The organism is Sinomonas cellulolyticus, from assembly GCF_014656475.1.
Lineage (GTDB): Bacteria > Actinomycetota > Actinomycetes > Actinomycetales > Micrococcaceae > Sinomonas > Sinomonas cellulolyticus.
In genome coordinates this window covers 1-25,075 of the sequence record NZ_BNCM01000020.1, presented here as the reverse complement: position 1 = coordinate 25,075, position 25,075 = coordinate 1, and the positions used below count along the sequence as shown (strand labels likewise).

Below are 25,075 nucleotides of genomic sequence, written 5' to 3'. Positions count from 1 at the left end.
ACATAGGCCCATGCACCTGCTCCTGCGCACCCTCCTGCTCCTGATCACGTCGCGGCGGCGGCCCTCCCTGAGCATCTGGGAGGCCTCGTCCCTGAAGCTGAGAGTCCTGCCGACGGACATCGACGTCGCGATGCACGTCAACAACGGCATGTACTTCTCGCTCATGGACCTCGGACGGTTCGACCTCATGGCGCGGGCCGGCGTGTGGGACCGGATGCGGGCAAGGGGGTGGAGCCCCGTGGTGAACCTCGAGACGATCACGTTCCGCAAGTCGCTGCAGCTGTGGCAGGCCTACACGATCGAGTCCAAGATCATCGGCGTCGACGAGAAGGCCATCTTCTTCGAGCAGCGCATGGTGGCCGGCGGCGAGGTCTACGCCCGCGCGTATATTGCCACGCGCCTGGTGTCGAAGCGCGGTCCCGTGGCCAACGCGGAGATCTTCGAAGAGATCGGCCAGCCGCCTGCTGATCTCGTCCTGCCCGAGTTCCTCCACGCCTGGCGCGAGGAGAACGCCCTTCCGAGCACCCGCCGCCCGGCTCCCCACCTCTGGTAGGCATGCACCGCTCATTACTGGGCACCCCCGCCTCTGGCGGCGTTCAGCGCTCACCTCGGACACTGGACTCTGGTCAGGCGCACCGCGCCTGAGGGGGGACTAGCGTGGGGTGATGGAGTTCACGACGCGGCCCGAGCTCGCCGGCACCTTCGGCATGGTCTCGGCGACCCACTGGATCGGTGCACAGGCCGGCATGGCGATGCTCGAGCGGGGAGGCAACGCGTTCGACGCCGCTGCTGCCGCCGGCTTCGCGCTCCAGGCTGCGGAGCCGCAGCAGAACGGCCCGGGCGGCGACATGACCCTCCTCTTCGCGGTCCCGGGATCCGAGCCGCGCGTGCTCTGCGCCCAGGGGCCGGCTCCGGCCGGGGCGACCATCGGGGCCTTCCGGGCTCTGGGCCTGGACCATGTGCCGGGCACCGGCCTCCTTCCCGCCGCCATCCCCGGCTCGACGCTGGGCTGGCTGACCCTCCTTGCCGATCACGGAACCCTGCCCCTCGCCGAGGTCATGGGCCCGGCGCTCCGGGTCGTCGAGGACGGCCTTCCCGTGACGGCGGGATTGGCGGCGGTACTGGCCCGCATGGCACGGCACTTCCGCGAGCACTGGCCCACCTCAGCGGCTGTGTACGCGCCGGATGGGGAGCCCCTTCGGGAAGGCGCGCTCCTGCGCAACCCCGCGCTCGCGCGCACCTGGCGCAGACTGCTCGCCGCCGAGAGCCGGGCAGCGGAGGAAGGTGCGGCACGCGCGGAGGCGATCTCCGCCGTCGTGCGCGAGTGGACCGAGGGCTTTGTGGCCGAGGCGATCGCGGCCTTCTGCCGCCGTCCCCACCGGGACTCGAGCGGTGCGGCCCACGCGGGACTCCTCACAGTCCGGGACCTCGCGTCGTGGCGACCGCACTACGAGCCGACCGTCTCCCTCGACTTCCGCGGCTGGACGGTCCACAAGTGCGGCTTCTGGTCCCAGGGCCCGGTATTCCTGCAGCAGCTGGCACTGCTGGACGCCGTGCCAGGGTTCGGGGAGGGCGCGCTCGCGCCGGGCACGGAGGGCTACCTCCACACCGTGCTCGAGGCGGCCAAGCTCGCGCTCGCGGACCGGGACGCATGGTACGGAGACGGCCTTGATGTGCCCGCAGAGGAGCTCCTCTCGCGCGAGTACGCCGCCCAGCGGGCCCCGCTCATCGGCGGCGCCGCCTCCCACGAGCTGCGTCCCGGATCGCCCGGCGGCAGGGCGCCGCGCCTGCCGGACCTGGTGGTCCGGGGCAGCTTCGATGCGGCGGGCGTCAACGGACTGGGAGAGCCGAATGCCGTACGCGCCCTCGTGGAGGCCGGGACCATGCCCGAGCGGGACGGGAGGGCCCGGACGGACACCGTCCACATCGACGTCGTGGACCGGTGGGGCGCCATGGTCTCGGCAACCCCCAGCGGCGGCTGGCTCTCGAGCTCGCCGGTGATCCCCGAGCTCGGCTTCCCGCTCGGGACACGGCTCCAGATGGCGTGGCTCGAGGAGGGGCTCCCCAATTCCCTCGCCCCCGGCAGGCGCCCCCGGACCACCCTCTCACCGTCCCTCGCGACCCGTGGCGGAGAGGCGGTGCTCGCCTTCGGCTCGCCCGGCGGCGACCAGCAGGACCAATGGCAGCCGCACTTCTTCCTGGACGTCGCGCTCCGCGGGGCCAGCCTCCAGTCGGCCATCGATGCGCCCGGCTTCCACTCCGTCCACACTCCCTCGAGCTTCTACCCGCACGAGCACCAGCCCGGCGTTGCGCTGCTCGAGGGACGCTTCGCCCCCGAGACGGTCGAGGCACTGCGACGACGCGGGCATATCGTGGGCATCACGGGCGACTGGCAGATCGGCCGCCTCTGCGCCGTGGCGCGGGACCCGGCCACCGGCGTGCTGCGGGCCGGCGCCAACCCGCGGGGGATGGCGGGCTACGCGGTGGGGCGATGAGTCGATGAGCGCCGTGGGTGTGCGAGCCGACGAGGCGGGCTACTCAGCCATCTCCCGGAAAGCCGCGGCGAGCTGCGGGTAGAGGAACTCGAAGCCAGCGGCCTTGAGGACGCCGGGCAGGGCCCGGATGCTGTCCAGGGCCAGATCCGGATTGGTGCGGAGCGCGCCGGCGACGGCGCGCAGCAGGCCAGCCGGCGCGGGGATGCCCACCGGCACCCCGACGAACTCCCTGATATGCGCCATGAGCTCCCGGTTCTGGACCGGCTGCGGGGAGGTCGCGTTCACGACGCCGTCCGGCAGCTCGAGCGTTCCCTCTCCCGCCGAGAGCGGGAGCCCGAGCGCGGCTCTGGCGATCCGGACCCAGTCAGCGGCGTGGATCCAGCTGAACCACTGCGCTCCCGTTCCGAGGTGGCCGCCTGCGCCCAGGCGCGCCGGCGTGGTGAGGCGCGAGAGGATCGCGGCGTCCCGCTTGAGGATGACGCCGGTACGCAGCACCACGGAGCGGGTGGCGGCGGCGCCGTCGAACGCCGCCTCCCAGCTCCGGACCACGCTCGCCAATCCGGGCGCGTCGGCAGGGGGCGGAGTGGACTCGTCCATGGGTTCGGGAGAGTCTCCGTAGATGCCGACGGCGCTCTGCTGGACCCACCGCTCGACCGGCCTCGCCCAGCCCTGGCTCGCTGTCACGAGGGCCCGGGTCGGCTCGACCCGAGTCTCGCGCAGCAGTGCGAGATTCTCCTCGGTGCCCGGCCTGTCGAGGCTCAGCCCGGCGAGGTTCACGACGTTGAGCCGCTCCTGGGCGCCGAGTTCTTCGGACCAGTCGCCGTGGCTGCGGCCGTCCCAGATGATCTGCCGGAAGGGGGACGGGGTGAAGGAGCGCGTGAGGACGGCCACGTCGTAGCCCGAGCAGAGCAGGTCCGCAGCGAGCAGCGTGCCGAGGGTGCCGCTGCCCCCCGCGAGGACAGTGAGGGGCCGGTCCGACGCGGCGTCGTGCGCGGCCTCCGTACCCGCCGCCGAGTCCTGGGAGGCGAGCCGGTAGAGCCGGGCGCATTGGGACGCGAAGCCCCGCACGAGCGGCTCACCGGCGGTGAGCCCGAACTGCTGGCCGAGCGGGCCGTCGACGACGACGTGCTGGGTGAGCTGCGTCCCGCCGTCGCGTTCGTCGAGGGTCCACATGACGTCCTGGCCCCCGCCGGGCTGCGGCTGCCTCAGGGCGAGACGCCGGCCTGGCTCCACACGCGTCACGGTGAAATCCGGTGCGGTGCGCCGGTGGAGGGCGCCGACGATCCGGTTCGACGGCGCATAGCGGCCCGCGGCACCCTCGGCGAGCTCGCCGTCCAGCGATGCAGTGGCGATGGCGGGATTCCACTCGGGCCATCGGCTCAGGTCGGCGAGGACGTCCCAGAGGGCGCCTGCTGGGAGTCGGAACCATTGCGAAGAGGTGCGATGCCAGCTCACCTCAGCCAGTGTAGTGATGCGCAGGCCCGCGAGGCGGGAGCGCGCGCGCCGTCAGTGGGCGCGCGCCGACTTCGGCTCGGAGTCGGACTCGGCCTCCGCCTCCGCCGTGCAGATCGCGGCCACAATGGAGTCGCAGGCCTCGCCGAGGAGCCGCTGCTGCTCAGGAGTCAGGGGGTCGAAGACGGTGCGCCTCACGAACTCGACGTGGCCTGGTGCGGCCTCGACGATCGCGGCGCGGCCGCGTTCGGTGAGGTGGACGTCCTGCCCTCGTGCGTCGTCGGCCGAGCACGAGCGCGAGACGAGGCCCTTGGCCTCCATCCTCCGGAGGATGTGGGAGAGGCGGCTGCGTTCCCATCCCAGCTCCTGAGCCGCCGTGCCGGAGCGGAGCACGCCGTCCGGGCATTCGGAGAGCGTGGCGAGGACCGAGTATTCGGGGCCGGACAGCCCCGAGTCCCGCGTGAGCTGCCGATCGATGGCCGGGGTGAGGCCCCACATGAGGCGGCGCAGCGCAAGCCACATGTGCTTCTCATCCTCGTCGAGCCAACGCGGCTGGGCGCCGCTCTCTCCGGCCTTGCTCTCAGCGGGCGTGCTCACGGTTTCTCCTCGGGTCCCCCACGGTCTATTTGACACATCAATTATGCACGTGGTTCAGTTGATTCATCAAGTTTTGATTGATGCGTCAACGAGGAGATTCCAGATGAGCAAGATCGCCGTCATCACCGGCAGCACCCGGCCCGGCCGCAACAACGCCCAGGTCGCCGAGTGGGTCGTGGCCCGCGCCCAGAAGCGTCAGCCCGAGGTCGAGTTCGAGCTCGTGGACATCGCGGACTTCAACCTGCCGCTCCTGAACGAGGCCGTCCCCGCCGGCTACCAGCAGTACAGCAACGAGCACACGAAGGCGTTCTCGGCCCGCATCGACGAGTTCGACGGCTTCATCTTCGTGACCCCCGAGTACAACCACTCGGTGGCCCCCGCCCTGGCCAACGCGCTCTCCTACCTCAACGCCGAGTGGGCCAACAAGGCCGCCGGCATCGTCTCCTACGGCTCGGCGTTCGGCGTGCGCGCTGTGGAGCACCTGCGCGGCATCCTCTCCGAGCTCCAGATCGCGCACGTCCAGAAGACCGGCATGTTCTCGCTCTTCACGGACTTCAAGGACTTCTCCACCTTCGCCCCGACCGAGCTGCAGGCCGCCTCGGTGGATCCGATGATCGACCAGCTCGTGGTCTGGACCAAGGCGCTCGAGTCCGTCCGCGCGACCGCTGCCGTGGCCTGACCACCGCACGCGCCGGCAGCACTGCTGCACCGGTACTCACGACGGCGGCACCCAGGGAAGGCTTTCGAGCCCACCCCGGGTGCCGCCGTCGCCTGTTTACGCCGGCCGCTCCGTCCGGCAAGGATGGTGCCCATGGAGATTGCGCTCACAGGAGGAAGCGGAAAGCTCGGCCGCGTGGTGCTCGGGCACCTGCGCGAGGCCGGCCACACCGTGTGGAATCTGGACATCGTGGGGGAGCGGGACGAGGGATTCATCCGGACGGACCTCACCGACTACGGACAGATTGGCGACGCCCTCGCCGGCGTCGACGACAGGTATGAGGGGCTCGACGCCGTGGTGCACCTCGGAGCGGTCCCGGCGCCCGGGCTCCGTCCGGACTCCGAGACGTTCCGGAACAACATGCTCGCCACCTACAGCGTCTTCCAAGGGGCCCGCCGTGCCCGCATCAAGCGCATCGTCTACGCCTCGAGTGAGACGGTGCTCGGCCTGCCGTTCGATACGCCCCCGCCCTACATGCCGGTGGACGAGGAGTACCCCGCACGCCCCGAGAGCACATACTCGCTCGTGAAGCACCTCGAGGAGCAGATGGCCATCCAGCTGTGCCGGCGGGACCCAGAGCTGAGCATCAGCGCACTGCGCTTCTCGAACGTGATGGTGCCGGAAGACTATGCCGAGTTCCCCTCCTTCGACGCCGATGCCCGCCTGCGCAAGTGGAACCTCTGGGGCTACGTCGACGCCCGCGACGGCGCGCAGGCCGTCGAGAAGGCGCTCGAGACGGCCCGGCCCGGCTTCGAGGCCTACATCATTGCGGCCGCGGACACTGTCATGTCCCGCAGCTCGTCCTCGCTCGCAGTCGAGGTGTTCCCCGGGGTCGAGGTCAGAAGGACGCTCGGGGAGCACGAGACCCTTCTCGGGATCGACAAGGCCCGCAGGCTCCTCGGCTACGAGCCCCGGCATTCGTGGCGGGACCACACCTGAGACGAGCCTGCCTGGGGAAGGCCCGTCCGGGGGCCGTCGGGGCCGTCCGTGCGCGGGCGCTCTAGAGTCCGAGGGCGCGCGTCATCTCGTTGCGGAGCCGCTCCTGGCCTGCCACGGTCGGATGGTCGCCGTCCGGCCCCTCGTATTGGCCGCCGGCGAGCCATTCTCCGGCCAGCGGGTCGACGAACTCGGCACCGGCCTGTGCGGCGGCAGCCTGGAGGCTATCCCGCACGGTGAGCCGCTCGGGCTCCGGCTCGTCGGTGAAGGACGTAGGACCCACCACGACGATACGTGCGTCCGGCGCCGCCCTGCGGGCCGACTCGAGATCGTTCAGCGCCGCGGCCTGCAGTTCGCCGGGATCCTCTCCCATGTCGTTCTCCGAGCCGAAGAACACGACCATCGAGGTATCCGGGGTGATGGCCGCCGCCGCATGGGAGCCGAAGGTTCCGTCGTCGACGCCCACAGCGAGGTAGCCGTCGCCGTTCTCCGAGGCATTGACCACGTCGAGCCGGCCCTGTTCACGCTCGTCGAGCAGGCGCGGCCACGCCCACGCGGAGGAGGTGCCGTAGCCGGTGCTGAGCGAGTCGCCGATGACCACCATCCGCAGGCCACCAGAGGCATGTGCCTCGCTCTGGTCGGAGACGAGGACGGCGCCTGCGAGCGCGGCAGACAGGGCAAGCGCCGTGCCGCTCACCAGTGCCCTCCGCTGCCCTCGCATGCACACCATCTTCCCAGAGACCACTCAGGGGCTCGCCGTGCGCTTGCTATGCAGCCGCTGTGAGAAGCGGAGCCGCCGAGCGCCGGCCCCGGAGCCGGAACGCGACGGAGGGCCGGCAGCATGGAGCTGCCGGCCCTCCGGACGATCCGTTGAGTGCCTCCGGCGACGGAGGCCACCCTGACGATCAGACCAGGGTCAGATCAGAGCGGACGGACGTTCGCGGCCTGAAGGCCCTTCGGACCCTGCTGCGTCTCGAACTCCACCTTCTGGCCCTCGAGGAGCTCGCGGTAGCCCTTGGACTCGATCGCGGAGAAGTGGACGAAGACGTCCGCAGAGTTGTCGTCGGGTGCAATGAAGCCGAAGCCCTTTTCGCTGTTGAACCACTTGACGGTGCCAGTTGCCAAAATGTCCTCCTTGGACGGTGCGGTCCCCGACTTTCGGAGGCCACGTGCAGCGGTGTTCTTCAGACCGCCAGGCACGCACCGGACCTCCGGCGGAGGTTGGCGCCGTACAGGCACAACGTGAAACACAACGACTACAGGCTCAACGGTACATGAGAAGGCATGCAGGAGCGAGTGCCGCGCCGCATGTCCCTGGGGTGGGTCACGCCCGCTCTGGGCTGGACGAGGGGCTCAGTCCGCACCGAGCTCCACGTCAGGGTTGTCCTCTTCGACGTCCAGCTCGATCAGGCGCCGTGGATCGTGGAGCGGATCCTGCTCGTCCATGGTCTCTGGGTTGTCGCTCGAGCCCTCCGGCGCCTGGCTGTCGCGGCCGTCGAGCGGCTCGGTGAGGTCGTCGTCCTCGGTGTCGCCGAAGTCCAGGCTATGGGTCATGGCTGTCCTCTCATGGGGCCTGCGGTCTCCAGCCGCCGGCGGTTTCGACGGGTGCGCTGCTCTGCATCCAATCTAGCCCTCAAGGCCTCCAGCGGTACTCGTTCTCGGGCCGTCCCGGCGTGCCGTATCTGGCGGAGCGGGCGACCTCGCCGGCGTCGGCGAGGTGTTCGAGGTAGCGGCGCGCGGTGACCCGCGAGACGCCGAGGGCCGAGGTCACCTCAGACGCCGAGACGGCGGTGGTCTGGGCCCGCAGGAAGTCCCGCACTGACTCGAGTGTCCCGGGCGAGAGGCCCTTCGGAAGCGGCTTCGCCACGGGGGCACGCAGGGCCGCCAGCGCCTCGTCCACGGCGCTCTGGGACGCTGGGCCGCCCTCGTCACCGAGGGCCTCCCGGTACTCGCGGTAGTGCTCGAGGCGCTCGGCGAAGGCGGCGAACGTGAACGGCTTGATGAGGTACTGGACCACGCCCACCGAGATCGCACGGCGCACGACAGGCAGCTCGCGCACCGCGGTGATGGCGATGATGTCCACGGGGTGGCCTGCGGCGCGCATCCGGCGGCCCACGTCCAGGCCGTGAAGGTCGGGCAGGTTCATGTCGAGGAGGACGAGGTCCACGGGTGTCCCTGCGGCGGCGAGGTGAGCTGCCAGACGCAGGGCGGACGCGCCGTCGTGCGCCGTGCCCACGTGGAGGAAGCCCGGCACGCGCCCCACATAGGCGGCGTGCGCCTGCGCCGCGATCGGCTCGTCCTCGACCACGAGGACGCGGAAGGGCGTGGCACGGTGATCCTGCCTGCTCACGCTGGCTGCTCCTTCCTGGGCACGACGACGGTGAACACGGCACCCTCCCGCCGGGACACCGTGAGGGTGCCGCCGAGCCGCTCCACCGAGCGTTTCACGAGCGCGAGCCCGACCCCGCGCCCGTGCCCGGTCTGCGGTTTGGTGGAGTAGCCGTACCTCAGGACCAGCTCGGCGTCTCCGGCGGACACCCCGGGCCCGGAGTCGGCGACCTCGATCACCACATCGGCCCCGTGCTCGACGATCTCGAGCGACACCCACCGTGGAGAGTCTGCCGAGGCGGCCGCGTCGATCGCATTGTCGATGAGGTTCCCCACGATCGTGACGAGGTCCGCCGGGGCGAGCCCGGACCCCGCAATCGATGCGGTTGCCTCGGCGTCGAGCCTCACCCCGCGCTCGTTGGCCTGGGCGGCCTTGCCCATGATGAGGGCGGCGAGGACGGGCTCATCCACAGAGACGACCAGCTCGTCCGCGAGGGACTGGCTCAGCTGCAGGTCTTCCGTGGCGAAGGCGAGTGCCCGGTCCGTCTGGCCGAGCTCGAGGAGGGAGACGATCGTGTGGAGGCGGTTCGCGTGCTCGTGGGTCTGGCTCCGAAGTGCGTCGGAAAGGGTCCGCATCGTCTCGAGCTCCGTGCCGAGCGCTTCGATCTCGGTCCGGTCGCGCAGCGTGGCGACGGCCCCGAGGACCCTCTCCCGCCGGCCCTCGTGGGAGACGGCGGGCTCCTGGTTGACCACGAGCACCCGGTCGCCGGTGAGGTGGATCTCGTCGTGGGCCGTGCGCCCGCTCGTGAGCAGCTCCCGCAGGCTGCCCGGGATGCCGAGCTCGCGCAGGGTCGGAAGCGGGTTCCGCGCGAGGGGTGCCGGGCGGAGCACGTAGCCGCGCGCTTCCTCAAGGTCGTCCTCCGGCAGGCCCAGGAGCCGGGAGGCCTGGTCGTTGCGGATCACCACCTGTCCCTTCGCGTCCACCAGGATCACTCCTTCGCGCACGGAGTGGAGCACCGACTCGTAGTAGGCGAACAGCTGCCCGAGCTGCTCCGGCCCGTAGCCCCGTGTCACCCTGGACAGGTACCGCCCCACGGCGAGCGCGCCCAGGGAGCCGAGCGCGAGCACGACGGCGGCGATCGCCACGAGCGCCGGCAGCCGCCCGGCGATGGCCACCTCGATGGCGCTCACCGTGACGCCGGCCGAGACCATCCCGATGACCTTCCCGCCGTCCATGATGGGCACGATCGTGCGCACCGAGGGACCGAGGGTCCCTGAGGTCTCCTCGGTGTACGGGTGCCCCGCGAGCGCCTGGTCCACGCTGCCGATGTACTTCCCGCCGATCTGGCCCGGGTTGACGTGGGTCCAGCGTGTGCGGTCGGGCGCCATGATCGTGATGAAGTCGAGGCTCGCGTCCCTGGTCACCTGAAGGGCGTAGGGCTGGAGGGAGGCGGTCGGATCGACCGTGGCCGCCTGCCGTGCCGCATCCACGACGAACGGGCTGTCCGCAATCGCGGTGGCGGCGGCCAGTGTCCGCCTGGCGGCCTGCTGGTGCGACTGGTCGCGGGCGTCGACGTACATCGCCGTGCCGATGAACGCCGTGAGCATCACGACGGCGAGGACGAGGATCCACAGCATTCGCGTGGCGAGGCTGAGCGGCCGCATTCCGAGTCCCTCCTCGTTTCCTCCACGTCGCCGTGACCAATATGACCGCAACGGTGAGCGCTGTCACACCATCGGCCAGAGTGGAGCGTGGTGTGGCCCACAGGGGCCACTCGTCAAGGTATCAAGCCATCCGATCCCCATCGAAGGAGTACTCCGTGGCAATGTCGCCAACGGCACCCGAGCCGCCCACGGCCCATCAGGCGGTGCCGGCCAAGAAGAAGCCGGCAGACCGAACCCACTGGCTCTACATCGCCGTCATTGTCGCCGTGGTCCTCGGCGTCGTCGTCGGCCTCCTCTTCCCCGGCAAGGACGGATTCGCCGCGAGCCTCAAGCCGCTCGGCGACGGATTCGTCGCGCTGATCAAGATGATGATCGCGCCGGTGATCTTCTGCACGATCGTCCTCGGCATCGGCTCGATCGCCAAGGCCGCCACGGTCGGCAAGGTGGGCGGCCTGGCGCTCGTCTACTTCATGGTCATGAGCACGTTCGCGCTCGCGATCGGCCTCGTGGTCGGCAACCTCGTGCACCCCGGCGAGGGCCTCAATCTCAAGGACGCCACGTACAAGGCGAGCACCTCCGCTGACACCACGGACTTCCTCCTCGGCATCATCCCCAAGACCCTCATGTCCTCGCTGACCTCCGGCGAGATCCTCCAGACCCTGTTCGTGGCTCTCCTGGTGGGCTTCGCGCTGCAGCGGATGGGCAAGACCGGCAGGCTCCTGCTCGACTTCATCGCACAGGCGCAGGCCCTCGTGTTCCGGATCCTCATCATGGTCATGTGGCTCGCCCCGATCGGCGCGTTCGGCGCCATCGCCGCGGTGGTCGGCGCGACCGGCTGGAAGGCCGTCCTGAGCCTGCTCACCCTGATGGTCGCCTTCTACATCACGTGCATCCTGTTCATCGTGTTCGTCCTCGGGACGATCCTGAAGGTCGTCTCCGGCGTGAACATCTTCAAGCTCATGAAGTACCTGGGCCGCGAGTACCTCATCATCGTCTCCACCTCCTCCTCCGAGGCAGCGCTCCCGCGCCTCATCGCCAAGATGGAGCACCTCGGCGTCTCCAAGCCGGTGGTCGGCGTGACCGTCCCGACCGGCTACTCGTTCAACCTCGACGGCACCGCGATCTACCTGACGATGGCCTCCATCTTCATCGCGACCGCGATGGGCCAGCCGCTTGCCCTCGGGGAGCAGATCGCGCTCCTGGTGTTCATGATCATCGCGTCCAAGGGCGCGGCGGGCGTCTCGGGTGCCGGTCTTGCCACCCTCGCCGGCGGCCTCCAGGCCCACGCCCCGCAGCTCGTGGGCGGAGTGTCCTTCATCGTGGGCATCGACCGGTTCATGTCCGAGGCCCGAGCCCTGACGAACTTCACCGGCAATGCGGTGGCCACGGTCCTCATGGGAACGTGGACCAAGGAGATCGACGCCACGCAGGTCACCGAGGTGCTCTCCGGACGCCTCCCGTTCGACGAGACCACGATGATCGCCGAGCACGGCCACGGCAGCGCGCCCGAGGTCGGTGCGACGGGCGCCGGCGCCGACGAGGAACTCGCGCGCGCCTGACGGTCTGGTCCCGCCCACGACGGCGGGTGGGGCGCCTCGGCAAGGCGCCCCACCCGCCGTCGTCCGCTTCACTGCGGATGCCGCCGCGCCCGTGCCCACCCGTGCCAGCACCCCTCCGGAGGACGGCAGCCAGGCCCGCCAGGAGGACCGGCGGCCAGCGGCGGGAACGGGCATCGGGCGCGTGCGGCGACCCCCGAACCTTGAAGTTCAGGTTGAGGGTGAGGCGCGCCGCGGGGCTGTTGTCAAGGTTCGTCGAATGCGTGTTTGCCGTGTGTAGGCTGGGGTGTCAAGGAGGCCGCAGGCATGCGAAAACCGCTAACGAATCGAAAGTGTGGATGGATACGTGAGCACTGAGCACAGCGCAGCGACTCTGGACGGCGTCTCCCTCGAGGAGACCGGCGCGCTCGGCCCCACCGGCCGGCCGCTCCGCGAGTTCCCCGTGCCCGCACCCCTGAGCTCGCACGGGCCGGCCCGCATCGTCGCGATGGTCAACCAGAAGGGCGGCGTCGGCAAGACCACCTCCACGATCAACCTCGCCGCAGCCCTGGCCGAGTACGGCCGCAAGGTCCTGCTTGTGGACTTCGACCCGCAGGGCGCGCTCTCGGCAGGACTCGGCATCAACCCCCACGAGCTGGACACGACCGTGTACAACGTGATGATGGACCGCCACGTGGACGTTCGCCAGGCCATCCGCCACACTGACGAGCCCAACGTGGACCTGCTGCCGGCGAATATCGACCTCTCCGCGGCCGAGGTCCAGCTCGTGACGGAGGTGGCCCGCGAGCAGGTCCTCGCGAGCGCCCTGCGGAAGGTCGAGGACGACTACGACGTCATCCTCATCGACTGCCAGCCTTCGCTTGGCCTGCTGACAGTGAATGCGCTCACCGCGGCGCACGGCGTCATCATCCCGCTCATCTGCGAATTCTTCGCGCTGCGCGCCGTGGCCCTGCTCGTCGAGACGATCGAGAAGGTCCAGGACAGGCTCAACCCGCGGCTCGTCGTCGACGGTGTGCTCGCCACCATGTACGACGCCCGGACGCTTCACAGCCGCGAGGTGCTTGCCCGCCTTGTGGAGGCGTTCGGCGACAAGGTGTTCGAGACAGTCATCAAGCGCACGATCAAGTTCGCCGACGCTACTGTGGCCGCCGAGCCCATCACGCGCTACGCATCGAACCACCCGGGTGCCGAGGCCTACCGCAGCCTGGCCCGAGAGCTCGTGGCCCGCGGTGGGGCTCCCTGACGCGCAGACGGCACCGGCCACCGACGAGGGTTCCGGAACGCCGGATACGCCGGCGACGGCAGATCCCGGCGGCTTCGAAGTGCGCCTCGAGAACTTCACCGGCCCCTTTGACCTGCTTCTCGGCCTCATTGCGAAGCACCGCCTCGACATCACCGAGGTAGCGCTCGCCACTGTCACTGACGACTTCCTCGCGTACACCCGTGCCCTTCAAGCGAAGGGGGAGGACTGGGCCCTCGACGAGGCGAGCGAGTTCCTCGTCATCGCCGCGACGCTCCTGGACCTCAAGGCCGCCCGCCTCCTGCCCGCCGGTGAGGTTGAGGACGAGGAGGATGTGGCCCGGCTCGAGGCCCGGGATCTCCTGTTCGCCCGCCTCCTGCAGTACAAGGCCTTCAAGGAGATTGCCGGGATCTTTGCTGAGACCCTGGATGCCGAGGGGCGGCGCTTCCCGCGATCCGTCACACTCGAGCCGGCGTTCGCGGCGCTCCTGCCCGAGCTGGTCTGGCGCCACACTCCCGCCGACTTCGCGCAGCTGGCTGCGAAGGCGTTCGCTCCGAAGGAAGCGCCCTCCAGCGAAGTCGGCCTCGATCACCTCCATGCGCCGCCGGTGAGCGTCCGCGAGCAGGCCGGCCTCCTCGGCCTCCGGCTCCAGGGCTCGGGGCCCCTGACATTCCGGGCCCTGACGGCAGACGCCGAGTCGCGGCTCGTCATCGTGGTGCGATTCCTCGCGCTGCTCGAGCTGTTCCGCGATCGCGCCGTCGCGTTCGAGCAGGCGGCTCCGCTCGCCGAGCTGAGTGTCCGCTGGATGGCGGGGGAGGACTGGACTGCCGAGCGGGTGAGCGAGGAGTACGACGACGTGGGGGCGCCGCAGGCGGGCGAGGCCGGGGCTGTGGGGGTCGCCGCGGAGGCCGGGCCGACTGAGGGTGGACCGCTGGTGGACGGTGGACTGGACACGGAGGATCAGCATGCAGGGTGAGAGCCGGACTGAGGCGGACAGGAACGCGGAGGCAACGGCGGACGCGGAGGCGGCCGGAAGCTCCGAGGGGAGCGCAAGTCCTTGGGGAAGCGGGATCGCGGGTGCGCTCGAGGCTGTGCTCATGGTGGTGGACGAGCCGGTGTCCTCGGCCGAGCTTGCAGCAACGCTCGAGGTCCCGCAGGCCGAGGTCGAGGACGCGCTTGCGGGGCTCTCCGCGGAGTACACGGCGCAGGGGAGGGGCTTCGAGCTGCGGGCCGTCGCCGGCGGCTGGCGGTTCTACTCCCGCGCGGAGTTCGCCGAGATTGTCTCCCGCTACGTTCTCGAGGGACAGACTGCCCGGTTGACCCAGGCCGCGCTCGAGACCCTCGCGGTCATCGCGTACCGCCAGCCGGTGGGCCGCTCGCGCGTCGCCGCGATCCGGGGCGTCAATGTGGACTCTGTCGTCAAGACGCTCGTGACCCGAGGGCTCATCGAGGAGGCAGGCACCGACCCCGAGTCCGGGGCCATTCTGTACCAGACCACCTCGTACTTCCTCGAGCGTCTCGGCATCGGTTCCGTCGCCGAGCTCCCGAAGCTCTCCCCGCACCTGCCGGGCCTGGACGAGCTCAGCGCGATGGACGGCTTGTACTGACCGACGCGATGGCGGCAAGGCCCGACCAGTCTCAGAGGGGCGGGGGAGCTTCGACGCGGGGGGCGGTGAGGGCTCACAGGAGCACGACAGGTTCCCTCTGTAACGTCCCTCTGGATGGACCTGCAACCGCACCGCACGGCATCCCCCGATGACGTGCCGAACCGGCGATCCCCCACGAAACGCGCCAAGGCGGAGATCGTGGCCATCGTCGCCGTCTTCGCCCTCTACGCGGCGTTCCTCCTCAGGCTGCTTCTCTTCTCCCGCGCACCTGGTACGGAGAGATCGATCAACCTCGTACCGTTCGCGACTATCGCAGGGTATCTGGCCGCCCACTCTCCCGGGGAGGGGAAAGTGGCGTTCGGCAACATCGTCGGGAACATCCTGATCTTCGTCCCGCTCGGAGTCTACGCATCGTGGCTCCGACCTCGGGCGGCCGCATGGCTGACCCTGCTCGCGGTCGCCGCGGTCAGCGTCGCCGTCGAGATCGTCCAGAACGTGTTTGGGGTCGGAGCCTCGGACGTCGACGACGTGATCCTGAACTGCGTCGGGGGCGCTGTAGGAATCCTCGCCTTCAGGCTGCTTTCCGCGATCCTTCGCGAGCGATCCGTCGTGCGGACCGTGATGGCCGTGCTGTCGCTGCTTTCGCTGCCCGTCTGGTGCTACTTCCTCTTCGTCGTCCGACTCCACCTGTGAGCTCTACCTGCCGCCCGCCACGTCCGCAGCTGGCCCTCAGCGGGCAACGGCGGGTCCCCCCAAACCCGTGCGAGCGGGCGGTCCGGTATCCTTGACAGGGGCATTCGCCCTTTTCACCTTTAAACCGCAGCCCTCATGGGGCTGCTTCATACTGCAGAGGCATTGGTAATGGCACAGGCGGGACGCCAGGGTTCACCACGCAATGGGGGCAACCCTCGCAGGGACAGCAACGGCAGGAGCAGCACGAGCGGCTCGCGCGGCGGCGGCGCACGCGGGGGAGCGAAGGGGGCTCCGAAGTCGCCCCAGCGCAAGCGCGGCGAGCGCCCCCAGCCCAAGGGCACTGGAGCGGCGCCCTTCGCGAACGAACGCTTCGGCAAGAACCTCGGCCCAGTGCGCCCGGATCGGCCTGCCGGTGAGCGCAAGGCTCCCGCGCCCCTGCCGCAGCACAAGCCGCGCACCCGGGCCGAGATGTCAGAGGACGGCGTCCGCCTCCAGAAGGTCATGGCCAACGCCGGTGTCGCCTCGCGGCGCGTGTGCGAGGAACTCATCGCCGAGGGCCGGGTGGAGGTAAACGGCCAGGTCGTCACGGAGCTCGGCACACGCGTGAACCCCGAGGCCGACGTGATCCACGTTGACGGCGTCCGGGTCCAGACCAATGAGCACCTCGTCTACATGGCCTTCAACAAGCCGCGCGGCGTCGTCTCCACCATGGACGACCCCGAGGGCCGCCCCTGCATCTCCGACTACCTGCGCCCCGGAACGCCGGAGCGGCTCTTCCACGTGGGGCGGCTCGATACGAACACCGAAGGCCTCCTGCTCCTGACGAATGACGGCGAGCTGGCCAACCGCCTCACGCACCCCTCCTACGAGGTGCCCAAGACGTACGTGGTCCAGGTCCGGGGCCCGATGCCGCAGGGTGTCGGTGCCGAGCTCCGCCGCGGCGTCGAGCTCGAGGACGGCCTCGCGAAGGTCGACTCGTTCCGCCTCGTGGATTCGACCCCGGGATTCGTCCTGGTGGAGGTCGTGCTGCACTCCGGCAAGAACCGCATTGTGCGCCGCATGTTCGACGCGGTGGGGTTCCCCGTCCAGCGTCTTGTGCGGGCCAAGATCGGCCCGATCGGCCTCGGCGACCAGAAGCAGGGAACGGTCCGCCGGCTCGGCAAGCAGGAGATCGGCCACCTCATGGCCGCGGTCGGCCTGTAGGCCGGGGACACGCATGGCTGCAACGCATCTGCACGGGCCCGTGGTCGTGATCGGCACGGGACTCCTCGGAACGAGCATCGGCCTCGGACTCGAGCACCGGGGTGTGCCCGTCTACCTCGAGGACACCTCGCCGACCAATCAGGCGGTGGCGGTGGACATCGGCGCCGGTCGGCCCGTGGCTGAACTGGACGCGGATCCCGGCGCGCAGCCGGAACTCGTCGTCGTGGCCGCGCCGCCGGATGTCACGGCGGACGTCGTGGCGCGGTCGCTCGAGCGGTGGCCCCGCGCCGTCGTCGTCGACATCGCGAGCGTGAAGGGCCAGATCGCCGCCGAGCTGCGCGAGCGGGGTGCCGATCTGAGCAGATACGTGGGCACGCACCCCATGGCCGGCCGGGAGAAGTCCGGGCCGGTCGCGGCCCGCGGCGAGCTGTTCACGTCGATGCCGTGGGTCGTGTGCGCGGCACCGGAATCGGCGCCCGACGCCGTTCGCCTCGCCAAAGCACTCGGCGCGGACCTCGGCGGAAACGTCGTCGAGTTCGACGCCGACGAGCACGACGAGGCGGTGGCCCTCGTGAGCCACCTCCCGCAGGTCATGTCCTCGCTGCTGGCCTCCCGCCTGCAGGGGACCGACCTGAGGCTCCTCGCGCTCGCGGGCAACGGGCTGCGGGACACGACCCGCATCGCGGCGAGCGATCCGGGCCTGTGGGTCCAGATCCTCGGCGCGAACGCGGACAAGATCGTCGAGCACCTGTACGGTGTCCGGGAGGACGTGGCAAGGCTCATCCGCACGCTCGAGGCCCCCCGGGCACCGGGCGCGCGGCTGGACATGGCACAGCTCATGAGCGAGGGCAACGCCGGAGTGGCGCGGATCCCCGGCAAGCATGGCGGGCCCCCGCAGGCCTTCGCGTGGCTCACCGTCCTCGTGGACGACAGGCCGGGCCAGATCGCCAAGCTCCTCACCGAGATCGGCGAGATCGGGGTCAACCTCGAGGACCTCCGCCTCGACCACTCGTCGGGTCGGAACGTGGGCATGGTGGAGATCTCCGTGCTCCCGAGCAAGCATGATGCACTGGTGGCAGAACTGGAGGAGCGCGGATGGCGGGTACTGCAATGACGGAACTGAATTCTCAGAGCACGGCTCAGGGGACGTCCGTCCGGTACACACCGGTGCCCGGCACCGAACCTCTCCGGCTGGGGCGGCCGCTCGTCGTCGCGATCGATGGGCCCTCGGGCTCGGGGAAGTCGAGCGTGTCGAAGGAGGTTGCGAGGCGCCTTCGCCTCGCGTACCTCGACACGGGTGCGATGTACCGCGCGGTCGCGTGGGACTGCCTCGAGCAGGGCCTCGACCTTGCTGACGGAGCTGCGGTGGAAGCCGCAGCGCGAGGGCTCGACCTCGAGCTGAGCACGAGCCCCGACGTCGAGCGCGTCCTCGTGCGCGGCCCCCACGGCATGACCGATGTCACCGCCGCCATCCGCGAACCCCGGATCTCCGCGGCCGTCAGCGCCGTGGCCACCAACCTCGGCGTCCGGGACGAACTGATCCGCCGCCAGCGTGCGATCGTCGCCGCCCACGGCCGGCGCATGGTTGTCGAGGGCCGGGACATCACCACGGTCGTGGCACGCGACGCCGAGGTGCGGATCCTGCTCACGGCGTCCGAGGAGGCGCGTCTGCGCCGGAGGGGCGCACAGCTGGGTGGCACCCAGAGCGCCGAGCAGCTGCACGAGCAGGTCGTGGCGCGCGACGCCAAGGACTCGACCGTCGCGAGCTTCACCCAGGCCGCGGACGGCGTGTTCACCGTGGACTCGTCCGACCTCGACTTCGACCAGACGATCGACGCCGTGCTCGGCGTCGTGCACGCGGCCGTGAGCCGCCCGGCCGGCGCCTGAGCCCGGCCGAAAGACTTTCAAGGAGACAGCAATGACCGAATCCCTGGACACAGCGTCCTCGGGGGCCGCCGAGGAGAACGGGAACGACGAGTACGTCCCCGAGGGCTCCGACGAGGTCGCCGAGCATCTCGCGGCGATGGACGAGGCCGAGGCCGAACAGCGCGCCGCGACCCTGCGGGCGGGCCTCGCGGACTACGACCTCGATGAGGAGGACACCCGCCTCCTCGAGGGCGGCTCCGACGAGTGGGACGCTGACACGCCTACCCGCATGGACCCCGTCCTGGCGATCATCGGCCGCCCGAACGTGGGCAAGTCCACGCTCGTGAATCGCATTCTCGGGCGGCGCGAGGCCGTCGTCGAGGACGTCCCCGGCGTCACGCGTGACCGGGTCTCGTATCCGGGGGAGTGGACCGGCCGGAAGTTCACCCTCGTGGATACCGGCGGGTGGGAGCACGACGCCAAGGGCATTCACGCGATGGTCGCCGAGCAGGCGGAGATCGCCGTGAGCATGGCGGATGCCGTGCTCTTCGTGGTCGACGCGACCGTGGGTGCCACCGCGACCGACGAGCTCGTGATGCGCATGCTGCGCAAGTCCAAGAAGCCTGTGCTGCTCGTGGCCAACAAGGTCGACGACTTCGCCCAGGAGGCTGACGCCGCAGCGCTGTGGGGACTCGGGTTCGGGCAGCCGTATCCCGTCTCGGCCCTGCACGGCCGCGGTGTGGCGGACCTCCTCGACGCCGCGCTCGAGGTGCTGCCCGAGTTCTCGGCGATCGCCGGCGTCGAGCGCACCGGCGGTCCCCGGCGCGTGGCTCTGATCGGGCGCCCCAATGTGGGAAAGTCCTCGCTGCTGAACAAGCTCGCCGGCTCCGAGCGCGCCGTCGTGAACGAGATCGCAGGAACCACGCGGGACCCGGTCGACGAGTACATCGAGCTGGGCGGGAAGACCTGGCGCTTCGTGGACACGGCGGGCATCCGTCGCCGTCAGCACATGGCGCAGGGCGCCGAGTACTACGCGTCACTTCGGACGCAGGCCGCCCTCGAGAAGGCGGAGGTCGCCGTCGTGCTCCTCGGGGCGGACGAGGTGCTCTCCGAGCAGGACGTGCGCATCCTCGCCCTCGCGATCGAGTCGGGCCGCGCCCTCGTCATCGCGTTCAACAAGTGGGACCTCATGGACGACGAGCGGCGCCGCTGGCTCGAGCGCGAGATCGAGAAGGACCTCGCGCACGTCGAGTGGGCACCGCGCGTGAACATCTCCGCCAAGACCGGCTGGCACAAGGACCGCCTCGTGCCAGCCCTCGAGAAGGCGCTCGCCGGCTGGGACACCCGCATTCCCACCGGCCGGCTCAATGCCTTCCTCGGCGTGCTCGTAGCCGCGCACCCGCACCCCGTCCGCGGCGGCAAGCAGCCCCGCATCCTCTTCGGCACCCAGGCGCAGAGCCGGCCGCCGAAGTTCGTGCTGTTCACCACCGGCTTCCTCGATCCGGGCTACCGCCGCTTCATCACCCGCCGGCTGCGCGAGACGTTCGGCTTCGAGGGCACGCCGATCGAGATCAGCATGCGCGTGAGGGAGCGCCGCGCGAAGAAGAAGTAGGGCCCGAGTAGGAGCTGCGCAGTCCTTGCGGACGCGCGCACGACGGCGGTGACGTGCCCCTCGCGGGCTGCGTCACAGCCGTCGTGCGCAGGACCGGTCTACAATGGATAGGTTGGTAGGACGTCCCCTTTCTTATGGCGGACGGTCCGAGTGTCCCTTCTCGACAAGCGAGGCTGCTTCCGCGCGCTGGTTTCCGGTCTGGCGTCCTGCCACAGATCAGGAGGATGAGTGGCAGGAACAGCGGACATTCAGGGCATCGACAACGGCTCGCCCCAGAAGGCGATCGAGCGCAGCCGACTCGGGGGCACCGAACGTCGCCGCGGCGGCGGTGACGAGGGCAGACCTCCTGTCTCCAGCAGTGAGCTGAGCCGGGGACCGCAGGAGTTCGCGGAGAGTCGAGGACCCAGAGTCCGCTGGCGGGTGTTCATCATCGCCTCCGCCATCATCGTCGCCTTCTCTGTCTGGGCCATGGCCACGCCGGCGAACGCAGCCGGCACCATGCATGCCGTCGTGGAGTGGATCGCGACAAACCTCGGCTGGTTCTACGTGCTCACCGTGGCCCTCGTGATCGTGTTCGTGCTCTGGGTTGCCCTGTCCAAGGAGGGCGGCGTCCGGCTGGGTCCCGATCACTCGCGGCCGCAGTACGGCCTCTTCACGTGGGTGTCGATGCTGTTCGCCGCCGGAGTGGGCATCGACATGCTCTTCTACTCCGTGACCGGGCCCATCACCCAGTACATGGCCCCGCCGTCGGGGGCAGGGCAGACGCCCGAGGCCGCGCAGGACGCGGTGGTCTGGACGATGTTCCACTACGGGATCGCCGGGTGGGCCATGTACGCGCTGCTCGGCATGGCGATGGGGTACTTCGCGTACCGCTGGGGCATGCCGCTGTCGATCCGTGCTGCGCTGTACCCGCTGCTGGGCAAGCGCGTGCGCGGAGCGATCGGGGACACGATCGACGTGTTCGCGCTGGTCGGGACCGTCTTCGGTGTGGCGACGTCGATGGGCATCGGCGTGGTGCTCCTGAACGTGGGCTTCTCGCTCCTGTTCGGCCTCGAGCAGGGGCTGGGGCTGCAGATCGCCCTCGTGGTTGTGGCGGTGGCCATGACCATCGCCGCCTGCACATCCGGCGTGGACAAGGGCATCCGGCTGATCTCCGAGCTGAACCTGTGGAGCGCCGGAGCGCTCCTGCTCTACATCCTCGTGACCGGGCAGACCTCGTTCGTGCTCAACGCGACCGTGGAGAACATCGGCCGCTTCATGGCCACACTTCCCGAGCGCACCCTGCAGACGTTCGCGTACCAGGACGGCGGCTCCTCCTGGATGGCGGTGTGGACCCTGTTCTTCTGGGCGTTCTGGCTTGCGTGGGGCCCGTTCGTCGGCCTGTTCCTGGCACGGATCTCCCGCGGCCGCACGCTGCGCGAGTTCGTCATCGCGGCGATCACCGCGCCCGTGCTGTGCGATCTGCTCATTGTGGCGATCTTCGGCAACAGCGCCCTGTACGAGGTGATCCACGGCAACGTGGACTTCGCGAACCTCGCGATGGAGAGCCCCGAACAGGGCTGGTACGCCCTGCTTCAGATGTTCCCTGGGGCGCCGTTCCTGATCGGCCTCGCGACGCTGTCCGGGCTCCTGTTCTACCTCACGAGCGCCAACTCGGGCGCCATGGTGATGTCCAACTTCTCCTCGTCCATCCCGAATCCCGGCCAGGACGGGGCGAAGTGGCTGCGGATCTTCTGGGCTGTGCTCACCGCCGTCCTCACGGTGGCCATGCTCGTAGCCGGCGGCGTGACAACCATGGAATACGCCACGCTGATCTTCGCCCTGCCGGTCACGGTCATCGCCTACCTCGTGATGGCCTCGTTCTCGAAGGCGCTCCGGATGGAACGCGCCGAGCGCGAGGGCCACGTGCTGAGGCGGAAGAGCACCGCGGCCCATGGCGGTGCCGTGCCGGAGCGCAGCTGGCGCCAGCGCCTCGCTGGCCTCCGCGCCTACCCATCGAAGAAGGCCGTGGCACTGTTCATGCAGCGCACGGTCCAGCCCGCTCTGGAGGACGTGGCGACCGAGTTCACCAAGCAGGGCTACGAGGCCAGGCTCGTCACCACACCGGACGAGGACACGGGCATACCAAAGCATTCGCTCGTGGTGAGCATGGACGAGTACCGCAGTTTCCACTACGAGGTGGCGGCCGTGGCTGCGGCCGTGCCGATGTTCGGCGGCCGCGTGAATCCAGAGGAGGACGTCTACTATCGGCTCGAGGTGTTCACGCAGACCGGTTCAGAGGGCTACGACCTCATGGGCGTGACGAGGCAGCAGATCATCGACGACGTGATCGACCGCTACGAGGCGCATCTGGGCTTCCTCGCCTACTCGACCGAGCACTCCGCATCGTCGATGCTCACCCCGCCTGTGGACGTGACCACCGGGCAAGTGCCGAGCGTGACCGAGCGGGCTCCTGATCTGGAGGAGGCCAAGGCCTGACCTGCCGGTGATGGCATTGAGGCCTCCATGAGATCGCTGCTGTCGCGGGCACTGCTCGAGCCTCAGAAACTCCTCATCGGGGGCATGCCAGACGGGCTCGCCAGGACGTGCTCGATTCGCGCGATCGTCCCTGTTCCGATATGCTGAAGCGGTTGCTTGGCCGGCCGCGAGAGCGGGAACGCCGGGTGATGTTCGGGCTGTAGCGCAGCTTGGTAGCGCACTTGACTGGGGGTCAAGGGGTCGCAGGTTCAAATCCTGTCAGCCCGACCACGAGGCCGCGGAAACCCAAGGGTTCCCGCGGCCTTTCAGTTGGTGAGATTTGAACCGGCCATCTAATACCCATCTAAAACCCCTCCCAGAAGGGGCTCTCGCGGCCCCCTCGTCCGGCCCGGCGGCGTTCCTCCCGGACACCCACGGTCGGGCCGGGACGTCCGGCGCACCTGCCGGGCATGACCACTCCAGCACCCCTCCCGCACCCCCTGACCGGCCTGCCGCCGCTGCTCGACATCCGCGAGCTCTCGGCCTATCTCGGCGTCCCGGTCTCGACGATCTACGACTGGCGCGCCCGCGGCCTCGGGCCCCGCGCATACCGGTTCGGCAAACACCTCAAGTTCGCAGTGGCCGACGTGACCGTCTGGATCGAGGCGCAGCGCGATCCCGCGCCGTCGTCGTCGCCGGATCGGCGGTGACGGGATGAGCCGCCCGCGCCTGACGATCGGCACCTACGGCGAGATCACCACCCGGCGCCTTCCGAGCGGACGGGTCGAGGCCCGCACCCGCTACCGGGACTGGGACGGCGTCGCGCGGCTCGTGCAGGCCAGCGCCGAAAGCGCGGCGGCCGCGACACGGGCGCTGAAGGCGAAATGCGCCGACCGCAACCTGCTCGCCCCGACCACGGGAATACTCGCGCCCGACAGCCCCTTCCCCGACCTGGTCGAGTACTGGCTCGAGGACATCGACCTCGAGGGCCGGCTCGCGACCGCGACCAGGCAGCTCTACGAGCGCGACATGCGCACCCTCGTGCTCCCCGCCTTCGCCGGGCTCACGCTCCGGGAGATCGGCGTCGCCCGCTGCGACCAGTTCTTCAAGCAGCTCGCGAAGCAGTCCTACGCAAAGGCCAAGCACGCCCGCGTCGTCCTCCGGCTCGCCCTCGCCCTGGCCGTCCGCCACGAGGTGCTGCCGCGCAACCCGGTCGACCATGTCGCCCGCCTCCACCGCCCCGCCAGGACCCCGGACGCGCTCACCCCAGCGGAGGTCAACGCGATCCGCGCTGCGATCGCCTACTGGGAGGCCGGCCGATCGGCCTCCGGGCCGAGGCCGGACGGCCAGCTGGGAGCGATTGTGGAGGTCATGCTGGGCACCTCGGCCCGGATCGGGGAGGTCCTGGCCATCCGCCGCCGCGACGTCGACATCACCGGGGCACCGCCCTCGATCCGGATCGCCGGCACCATCGTCAGCCACCGGGGCGAGCCGACCGTGCGGCAGGACCATCCGAAGACGGCGAAGTCCCGCCGGGCTGTGGCGATCCCGTCGTTCACCGCCGAGGCCGTGCGGCGCCGGCTGGCGAAGCTGGAGGACCCGTCGGTCGACGCGCTGCTGTTCTGCAGCAGGGAGGGGACGCCGCTGACGACGAACAACGTCCGCCGCCAGCTGCGCCACGTGATGGACCTGGCCGGGATCACCGGCGTTACCCCGCACATGTTCCGCCGGACCGTCGCGACCGCGATCAGCGCCCAGGCCGGCGTCGACCTCGCCGCCGAGCTGCTCGGCCACACCGATCCGAAGATCACGATCCAGCACTACATCCGCCGCAACGAGATGGTGAACCCCGCCACCGCCCAGATGCTCGAGCGCGCCTTCGCCAAGGACGCCTGATCTTCCCTCGCAGCGTGTCTATGCGCGACACTGGGCTCAGCTGGGCGGAACGCAACGGGACAAGAGCGGTGCCGAACGGGAGCGTTCGGATCGTATCAGCGGCATGAGGGGGACTCGTGGGGACTGAAGACGCTGTGTACAGGAGCGCCACGGTCTCCCTCGTGATGGCGGCCGACGGTGCCGCCACGGTGGCGGCACCGCGCGACCCGGGCTTATGCTCGCCGACGGCCATCCAGGACGCCCGCCATGGCGGTGCCGGCAAACTCGTCCCAGGTCAGCACAGGTGCCTGGACAGTCATCGCGACCCCTGCGGGTCCGTGCATTGTGGAGGTGCCCGAGACGTTTTGTCCGATGCGGACGCGTGCGAGCGCCTTGGCGGCGAGATGTTCCAAACCGGTGGGGTCTGCGTCTCGGATGCCACCAGCCGGGCGGCGTCCTGCCCAGTACGCTCCGGCACCCCCATCGATCCCCCACCAGTTCCGCCGTCGCGCGGTCGTGGAGCACAGCACAGTGGGTTGGCCGGGATCCTCCGCGAGGCACCGCAGTTCCCTGATGCGTTCCAGGCATGTGCACGAGTTCGGGCGGAGCTGGGCGGCAGGTTCTCGTGCCTTCCAGTTCGCCCTTGACGGTGGGCCACGGTGGCCCCACCGTCTGACTGACCGGGGGCTGGGGGTAATCTCCGATGCCGGGTCTTCCACTTTGGGCGTGGTGGCGGTGTTCAGCATGCTGTCTGGGCTGCCGTGTACAAGAGTAG

The 25,075-nt window shown here is 69.8% G+C and carries 23 protein-coding genes and 1 tRNA gene; 17 read left to right on the top strand and 7 right to left on the bottom strand.

The window, feature by feature from the left end:
* Window positions 1-10: 10 nt before the first annotated feature.
* Together IE231_RS17260 and IE231_RS17255 are read left to right on the top strand one after the other, a co-directional pair.
* Window positions 11-553, top strand: a complete 543-nt coding sequence (locus tag IE231_RS17260) for an acyl-CoA thioesterase (protein WP_189695236.1) — start codon at window positions 11-13, stop codon at window positions 551-553.
* A 112-nt stretch (window positions 554-665) separates the two neighbouring features.
* The gene (locus IE231_RS17255) at window positions 666-2,495 is read left to right on the top strand and encodes a gamma-glutamyltransferase family protein (protein ID WP_189695235.1); all 1,830 of its coding nucleotides are present in this window, start codon (window positions 666-668) and stop codon (window positions 2,493-2,495) included.
* Window positions 2,496-2,534: 39 nt separating this feature from the next.
* On the opposite strand, the gene IE231_RS17250 is transcribed toward IE231_RS17255, so the two are convergent.
* Together IE231_RS17250 and IE231_RS17245 are read right to left on the bottom strand one after the other, a co-directional pair.
* The gene (locus IE231_RS17250) at window positions 2,535-3,950 is read right to left on the bottom strand and encodes a DUF1731 domain-containing protein (protein WP_189695234.1); all 1,416 of its coding nucleotides are present in this window, start codon (window positions 3,948-3,950) and stop codon (window positions 2,535-2,537) included.
* A 51-nt stretch (window positions 3,951-4,001) separates the two neighbouring features.
* Entirely contained in the window at window positions 4,002-4,544 is a 543-nt protein-coding gene (locus IE231_RS17245) for a MarR family winged helix-turn-helix transcriptional regulator (protein ID WP_229867355.1), read from the bottom strand.
* Between the two features lie 103 nt (window positions 4,545-4,647).
* Here IE231_RS17245 and IE231_RS17240 point away from each other — a divergent pair, with 103 nt between their 5' ends.
* The gene (locus IE231_RS17240) at window positions 4,648-5,223 is read left to right on the top strand and encodes an NADPH-dependent FMN reductase (protein WP_189695233.1); all 576 of its coding nucleotides are present in this window, start codon (window positions 4,648-4,650) and stop codon (window positions 5,221-5,223) included.
* A 132-nt stretch (window positions 5,224-5,355) separates the two neighbouring features.
* Window positions 5,356-6,201, top strand: a complete 846-nt coding sequence (locus IE231_RS17235; RefSeq protein ID WP_189695232.1) for an NAD-dependent epimerase/dehydratase family protein — start codon at window positions 5,356-5,358, stop codon at window positions 6,199-6,201.
* A 61-nt stretch (window positions 6,202-6,262) separates the two neighbouring features.
* Here the strand turns inward: IE231_RS17235 and IE231_RS17230 are convergent, their stop codons facing one another.
* From IE231_RS17230 to IE231_RS17210, 5 genes are all read right to left on the bottom strand, one after another.
* Window positions 6,263-6,919: an SGNH/GDSL hydrolase family protein gene (locus tag IE231_RS17230; protein WP_189695231.1), complete on the bottom strand. Its 657-nt coding sequence runs from the start codon at window positions 6,917-6,919 to the stop codon at window positions 6,263-6,265.
* A gap of 200 nt (window positions 6,920-7,119) precedes the next feature.
* Window positions 7,120-7,323 (bottom strand): cold-shock protein, encoded by a 204-nt coding sequence (locus tag IE231_RS17225; protein WP_189695230.1) that lies wholly within the window; start codon window positions 7,321-7,323, stop codon window positions 7,120-7,122.
* A gap of 228 nt (window positions 7,324-7,551) precedes the next feature.
* Complete coding sequence (locus IE231_RS17220; protein WP_189695229.1) at window positions 7,552-7,752, bottom strand: hypothetical protein; 201 nt, start codon at window positions 7,750-7,752, stop codon at window positions 7,552-7,554.
* Window positions 7,753-7,831: 79 nt separating this feature from the next.
* A complete protein-coding gene (locus IE231_RS17215) occupies window positions 7,832-8,548 on the bottom strand; it encodes a response regulator (protein ID WP_189695228.1) in 717 nt (238 codons plus the stop codon).
* Entirely contained in the window at window positions 8,545-10,191 is a 1,647-nt protein-coding gene (locus IE231_RS17210; RefSeq protein ID WP_189695227.1) for a sensor histidine kinase, read from the bottom strand. The genes IE231_RS17215 and IE231_RS17210 overlap by 4 nt, the downstream gene beginning before the upstream one ends.
* Before the next feature lie 161 nt (window positions 10,192-10,352).
* Here IE231_RS17210 and IE231_RS17205 point away from each other — a divergent pair, with 161 nt between their 5' ends.
* The 13 genes from IE231_RS17205 (at window position 10,353) to IE231_RS17145 (ending at window position 24,321) form a co-directional block, all read left to right on the top strand.
* Entirely contained in the window at window positions 10,353-11,750 is a 1,398-nt protein-coding gene (locus IE231_RS17205; RefSeq protein ID WP_189695247.1) for a cation:dicarboxylate symporter family transporter, read from the top strand.
* Window positions 11,751-12,093: 343 nt separating this feature from the next.
* On the top strand, window positions 12,094-12,990 hold the full coding sequence (locus IE231_RS17200) for a ParA family protein (RefSeq protein WP_189695226.1): 897 nt from the start codon (window positions 12,094-12,096) through the stop codon (window positions 12,988-12,990).
* Window positions 12,977-13,963, top strand: a complete 987-nt coding sequence (locus tag IE231_RS17195) for a segregation and condensation protein A (protein ID WP_189695225.1) — start codon at window positions 12,977-12,979, stop codon at window positions 13,961-13,963. Before IE231_RS17200 ends, IE231_RS17195 begins: the two co-directional genes overlap by 14 nt.
* Window positions 13,953-14,594, top strand: a complete 642-nt coding sequence (scpB, locus tag IE231_RS17190; protein WP_189695224.1) for an SMC-Scp complex subunit ScpB — start codon at window positions 13,953-13,955, stop codon at window positions 14,592-14,594. Before IE231_RS17195 ends, scpB begins: the two co-directional genes overlap by 11 nt.
* Window positions 14,595-14,792: 198 nt before the next feature.
* Entirely contained in the window at window positions 14,793-15,287 is a 495-nt protein-coding gene (locus IE231_RS17185) for a VanZ family protein (protein WP_189695223.1), read from the top strand.
* A gap of 168 nt (window positions 15,288-15,455) precedes the next feature.
* Entirely contained in the window at window positions 15,456-16,490 is a 1,035-nt protein-coding gene (locus IE231_RS17180) for a pseudouridine synthase (protein WP_189695222.1), read from the top strand.
* 13 nt (window positions 16,491-16,503) lie between these two features.
* A complete protein-coding gene (locus IE231_RS17175; RefSeq protein WP_189695221.1) occupies window positions 16,504-17,604 on the top strand; it encodes a prephenate dehydrogenase in 1,101 nt (366 codons plus the stop codon).
* A complete protein-coding gene (cmk, locus tag IE231_RS17170; RefSeq protein ID WP_229867352.1) occupies window positions 17,586-18,377 on the top strand; it encodes a (d)CMP kinase in 792 nt (263 codons plus the stop codon). The genes IE231_RS17175 and cmk overlap by 19 nt, the downstream gene beginning before the upstream one ends.
* Before the next feature lie 31 nt (window positions 18,378-18,408).
* Window positions 18,409-19,968 (top strand): ribosome biogenesis GTPase Der, encoded by a 1,560-nt coding sequence (gene der / locus IE231_RS17165; RefSeq protein WP_189695220.1) that lies wholly within the window; start codon window positions 18,409-18,411, stop codon window positions 19,966-19,968.
* Between the two features lie 228 nt (window positions 19,969-20,196).
* Entirely contained in the window at window positions 20,197-22,446 is a 2,250-nt protein-coding gene (betT, locus tag IE231_RS17160; RefSeq protein ID WP_189695219.1) for a choline BCCT transporter BetT, read from the top strand.
* Window positions 22,447-22,639: 193 nt separating this feature from the next.
* Window positions 22,640-22,716 (top strand) — tRNA-Pro (locus IE231_RS17155).
* Between the two features lie 179 nt (window positions 22,717-22,895).
* Complete coding sequence (locus tag IE231_RS17150; RefSeq protein WP_189695218.1) at window positions 22,896-23,135, top strand: helix-turn-helix domain-containing protein; 240 nt, start codon at window positions 22,896-22,898, stop codon at window positions 23,133-23,135.
* Between the two features lie 4 nt (window positions 23,136-23,139).
* Window positions 23,140-24,321, top strand: a complete 1,182-nt coding sequence (locus tag IE231_RS17145; protein WP_189695217.1) for a tyrosine-type recombinase/integrase — start codon at window positions 23,140-23,142, stop codon at window positions 24,319-24,321.
* Window positions 24,322-25,075 lie beyond the last annotated feature (754 nt).

Coding starts and splice junctions, on each gene's coding strand:
- IE231_RS17260 (WP_189695236.1), top strand. CDS start 11: ATGCACCTGCTCCTGCGCACCCTCCTGCTCCTGATCACGTCGCGGCGG.
- IE231_RS17255 (WP_189695235.1), top strand. CDS start 666: ATGGAGTTCACGACGCGGCCCGAGCTCGCCGGCACCTTCGGCATGGTC.
- IE231_RS17240 (WP_189695233.1), top strand. CDS start 4,648: ATGAGCAAGATCGCCGTCATCACCGGCAGCACCCGGCCCGGCCGCAAC.
- IE231_RS17235 (WP_189695232.1), top strand. CDS start 5,356: ATGGAGATTGCGCTCACAGGAGGAAGCGGAAAGCTCGGCCGCGTGGTG.
- IE231_RS17230 (WP_189695231.1), bottom strand. CDS start 6,919: ATGCGAGGGCAGCGGAGGGCACTGGTGAGCGGCACGGCGCTTGCCCTG.
- IE231_RS17220 (WP_189695229.1), bottom strand. CDS start 7,752: ATGACCCATAGCCTGGACTTCGGCGACACCGAGGACGACGACCTCACC.
- IE231_RS17210 (WP_189695227.1), bottom strand. CDS start 10,191: ATGCGGCCGCTCAGCCTCGCCACGCGAATGCTGTGGATCCTCGTCCTC.
- IE231_RS17205 (WP_189695247.1), top strand. CDS start 10,353: ATGTCGCCAACGGCACCCGAGCCGCCCACGGCCCATCAGGCGGTGCCG.
- scpB (WP_189695224.1), top strand. CDS start 13,953: ATGCAGGGTGAGAGCCGGACTGAGGCGGACAGGAACGCGGAGGCAACG.
- IE231_RS17180 (WP_189695222.1), top strand. CDS start 15,456: ATGGCACAGGCGGGACGCCAGGGTTCACCACGCAATGGGGGCAACCCT.
- IE231_RS17175 (WP_189695221.1), top strand. CDS start 16,504: ATGGCTGCAACGCATCTGCACGGGCCCGTGGTCGTGATCGGCACGGGA.
- cmk (WP_229867352.1), top strand. CDS start 17,586: ATGGCGGGTACTGCAATGACGGAACTGAATTCTCAGAGCACGGCTCAG.
- der (WP_189695220.1), top strand. CDS start 18,409: ATGACCGAATCCCTGGACACAGCGTCCTCGGGGGCCGCCGAGGAGAAC.
- IE231_RS17150 (WP_189695218.1), top strand. CDS start 22,896: ATGACCACTCCAGCACCCCTCCCGCACCCCCTGACCGGCCTGCCGCCG.
- IE231_RS17145 (WP_189695217.1), top strand. CDS start 23,140: ATGAGCCGCCCGCGCCTGACGATCGGCACCTACGGCGAGATCACCACC.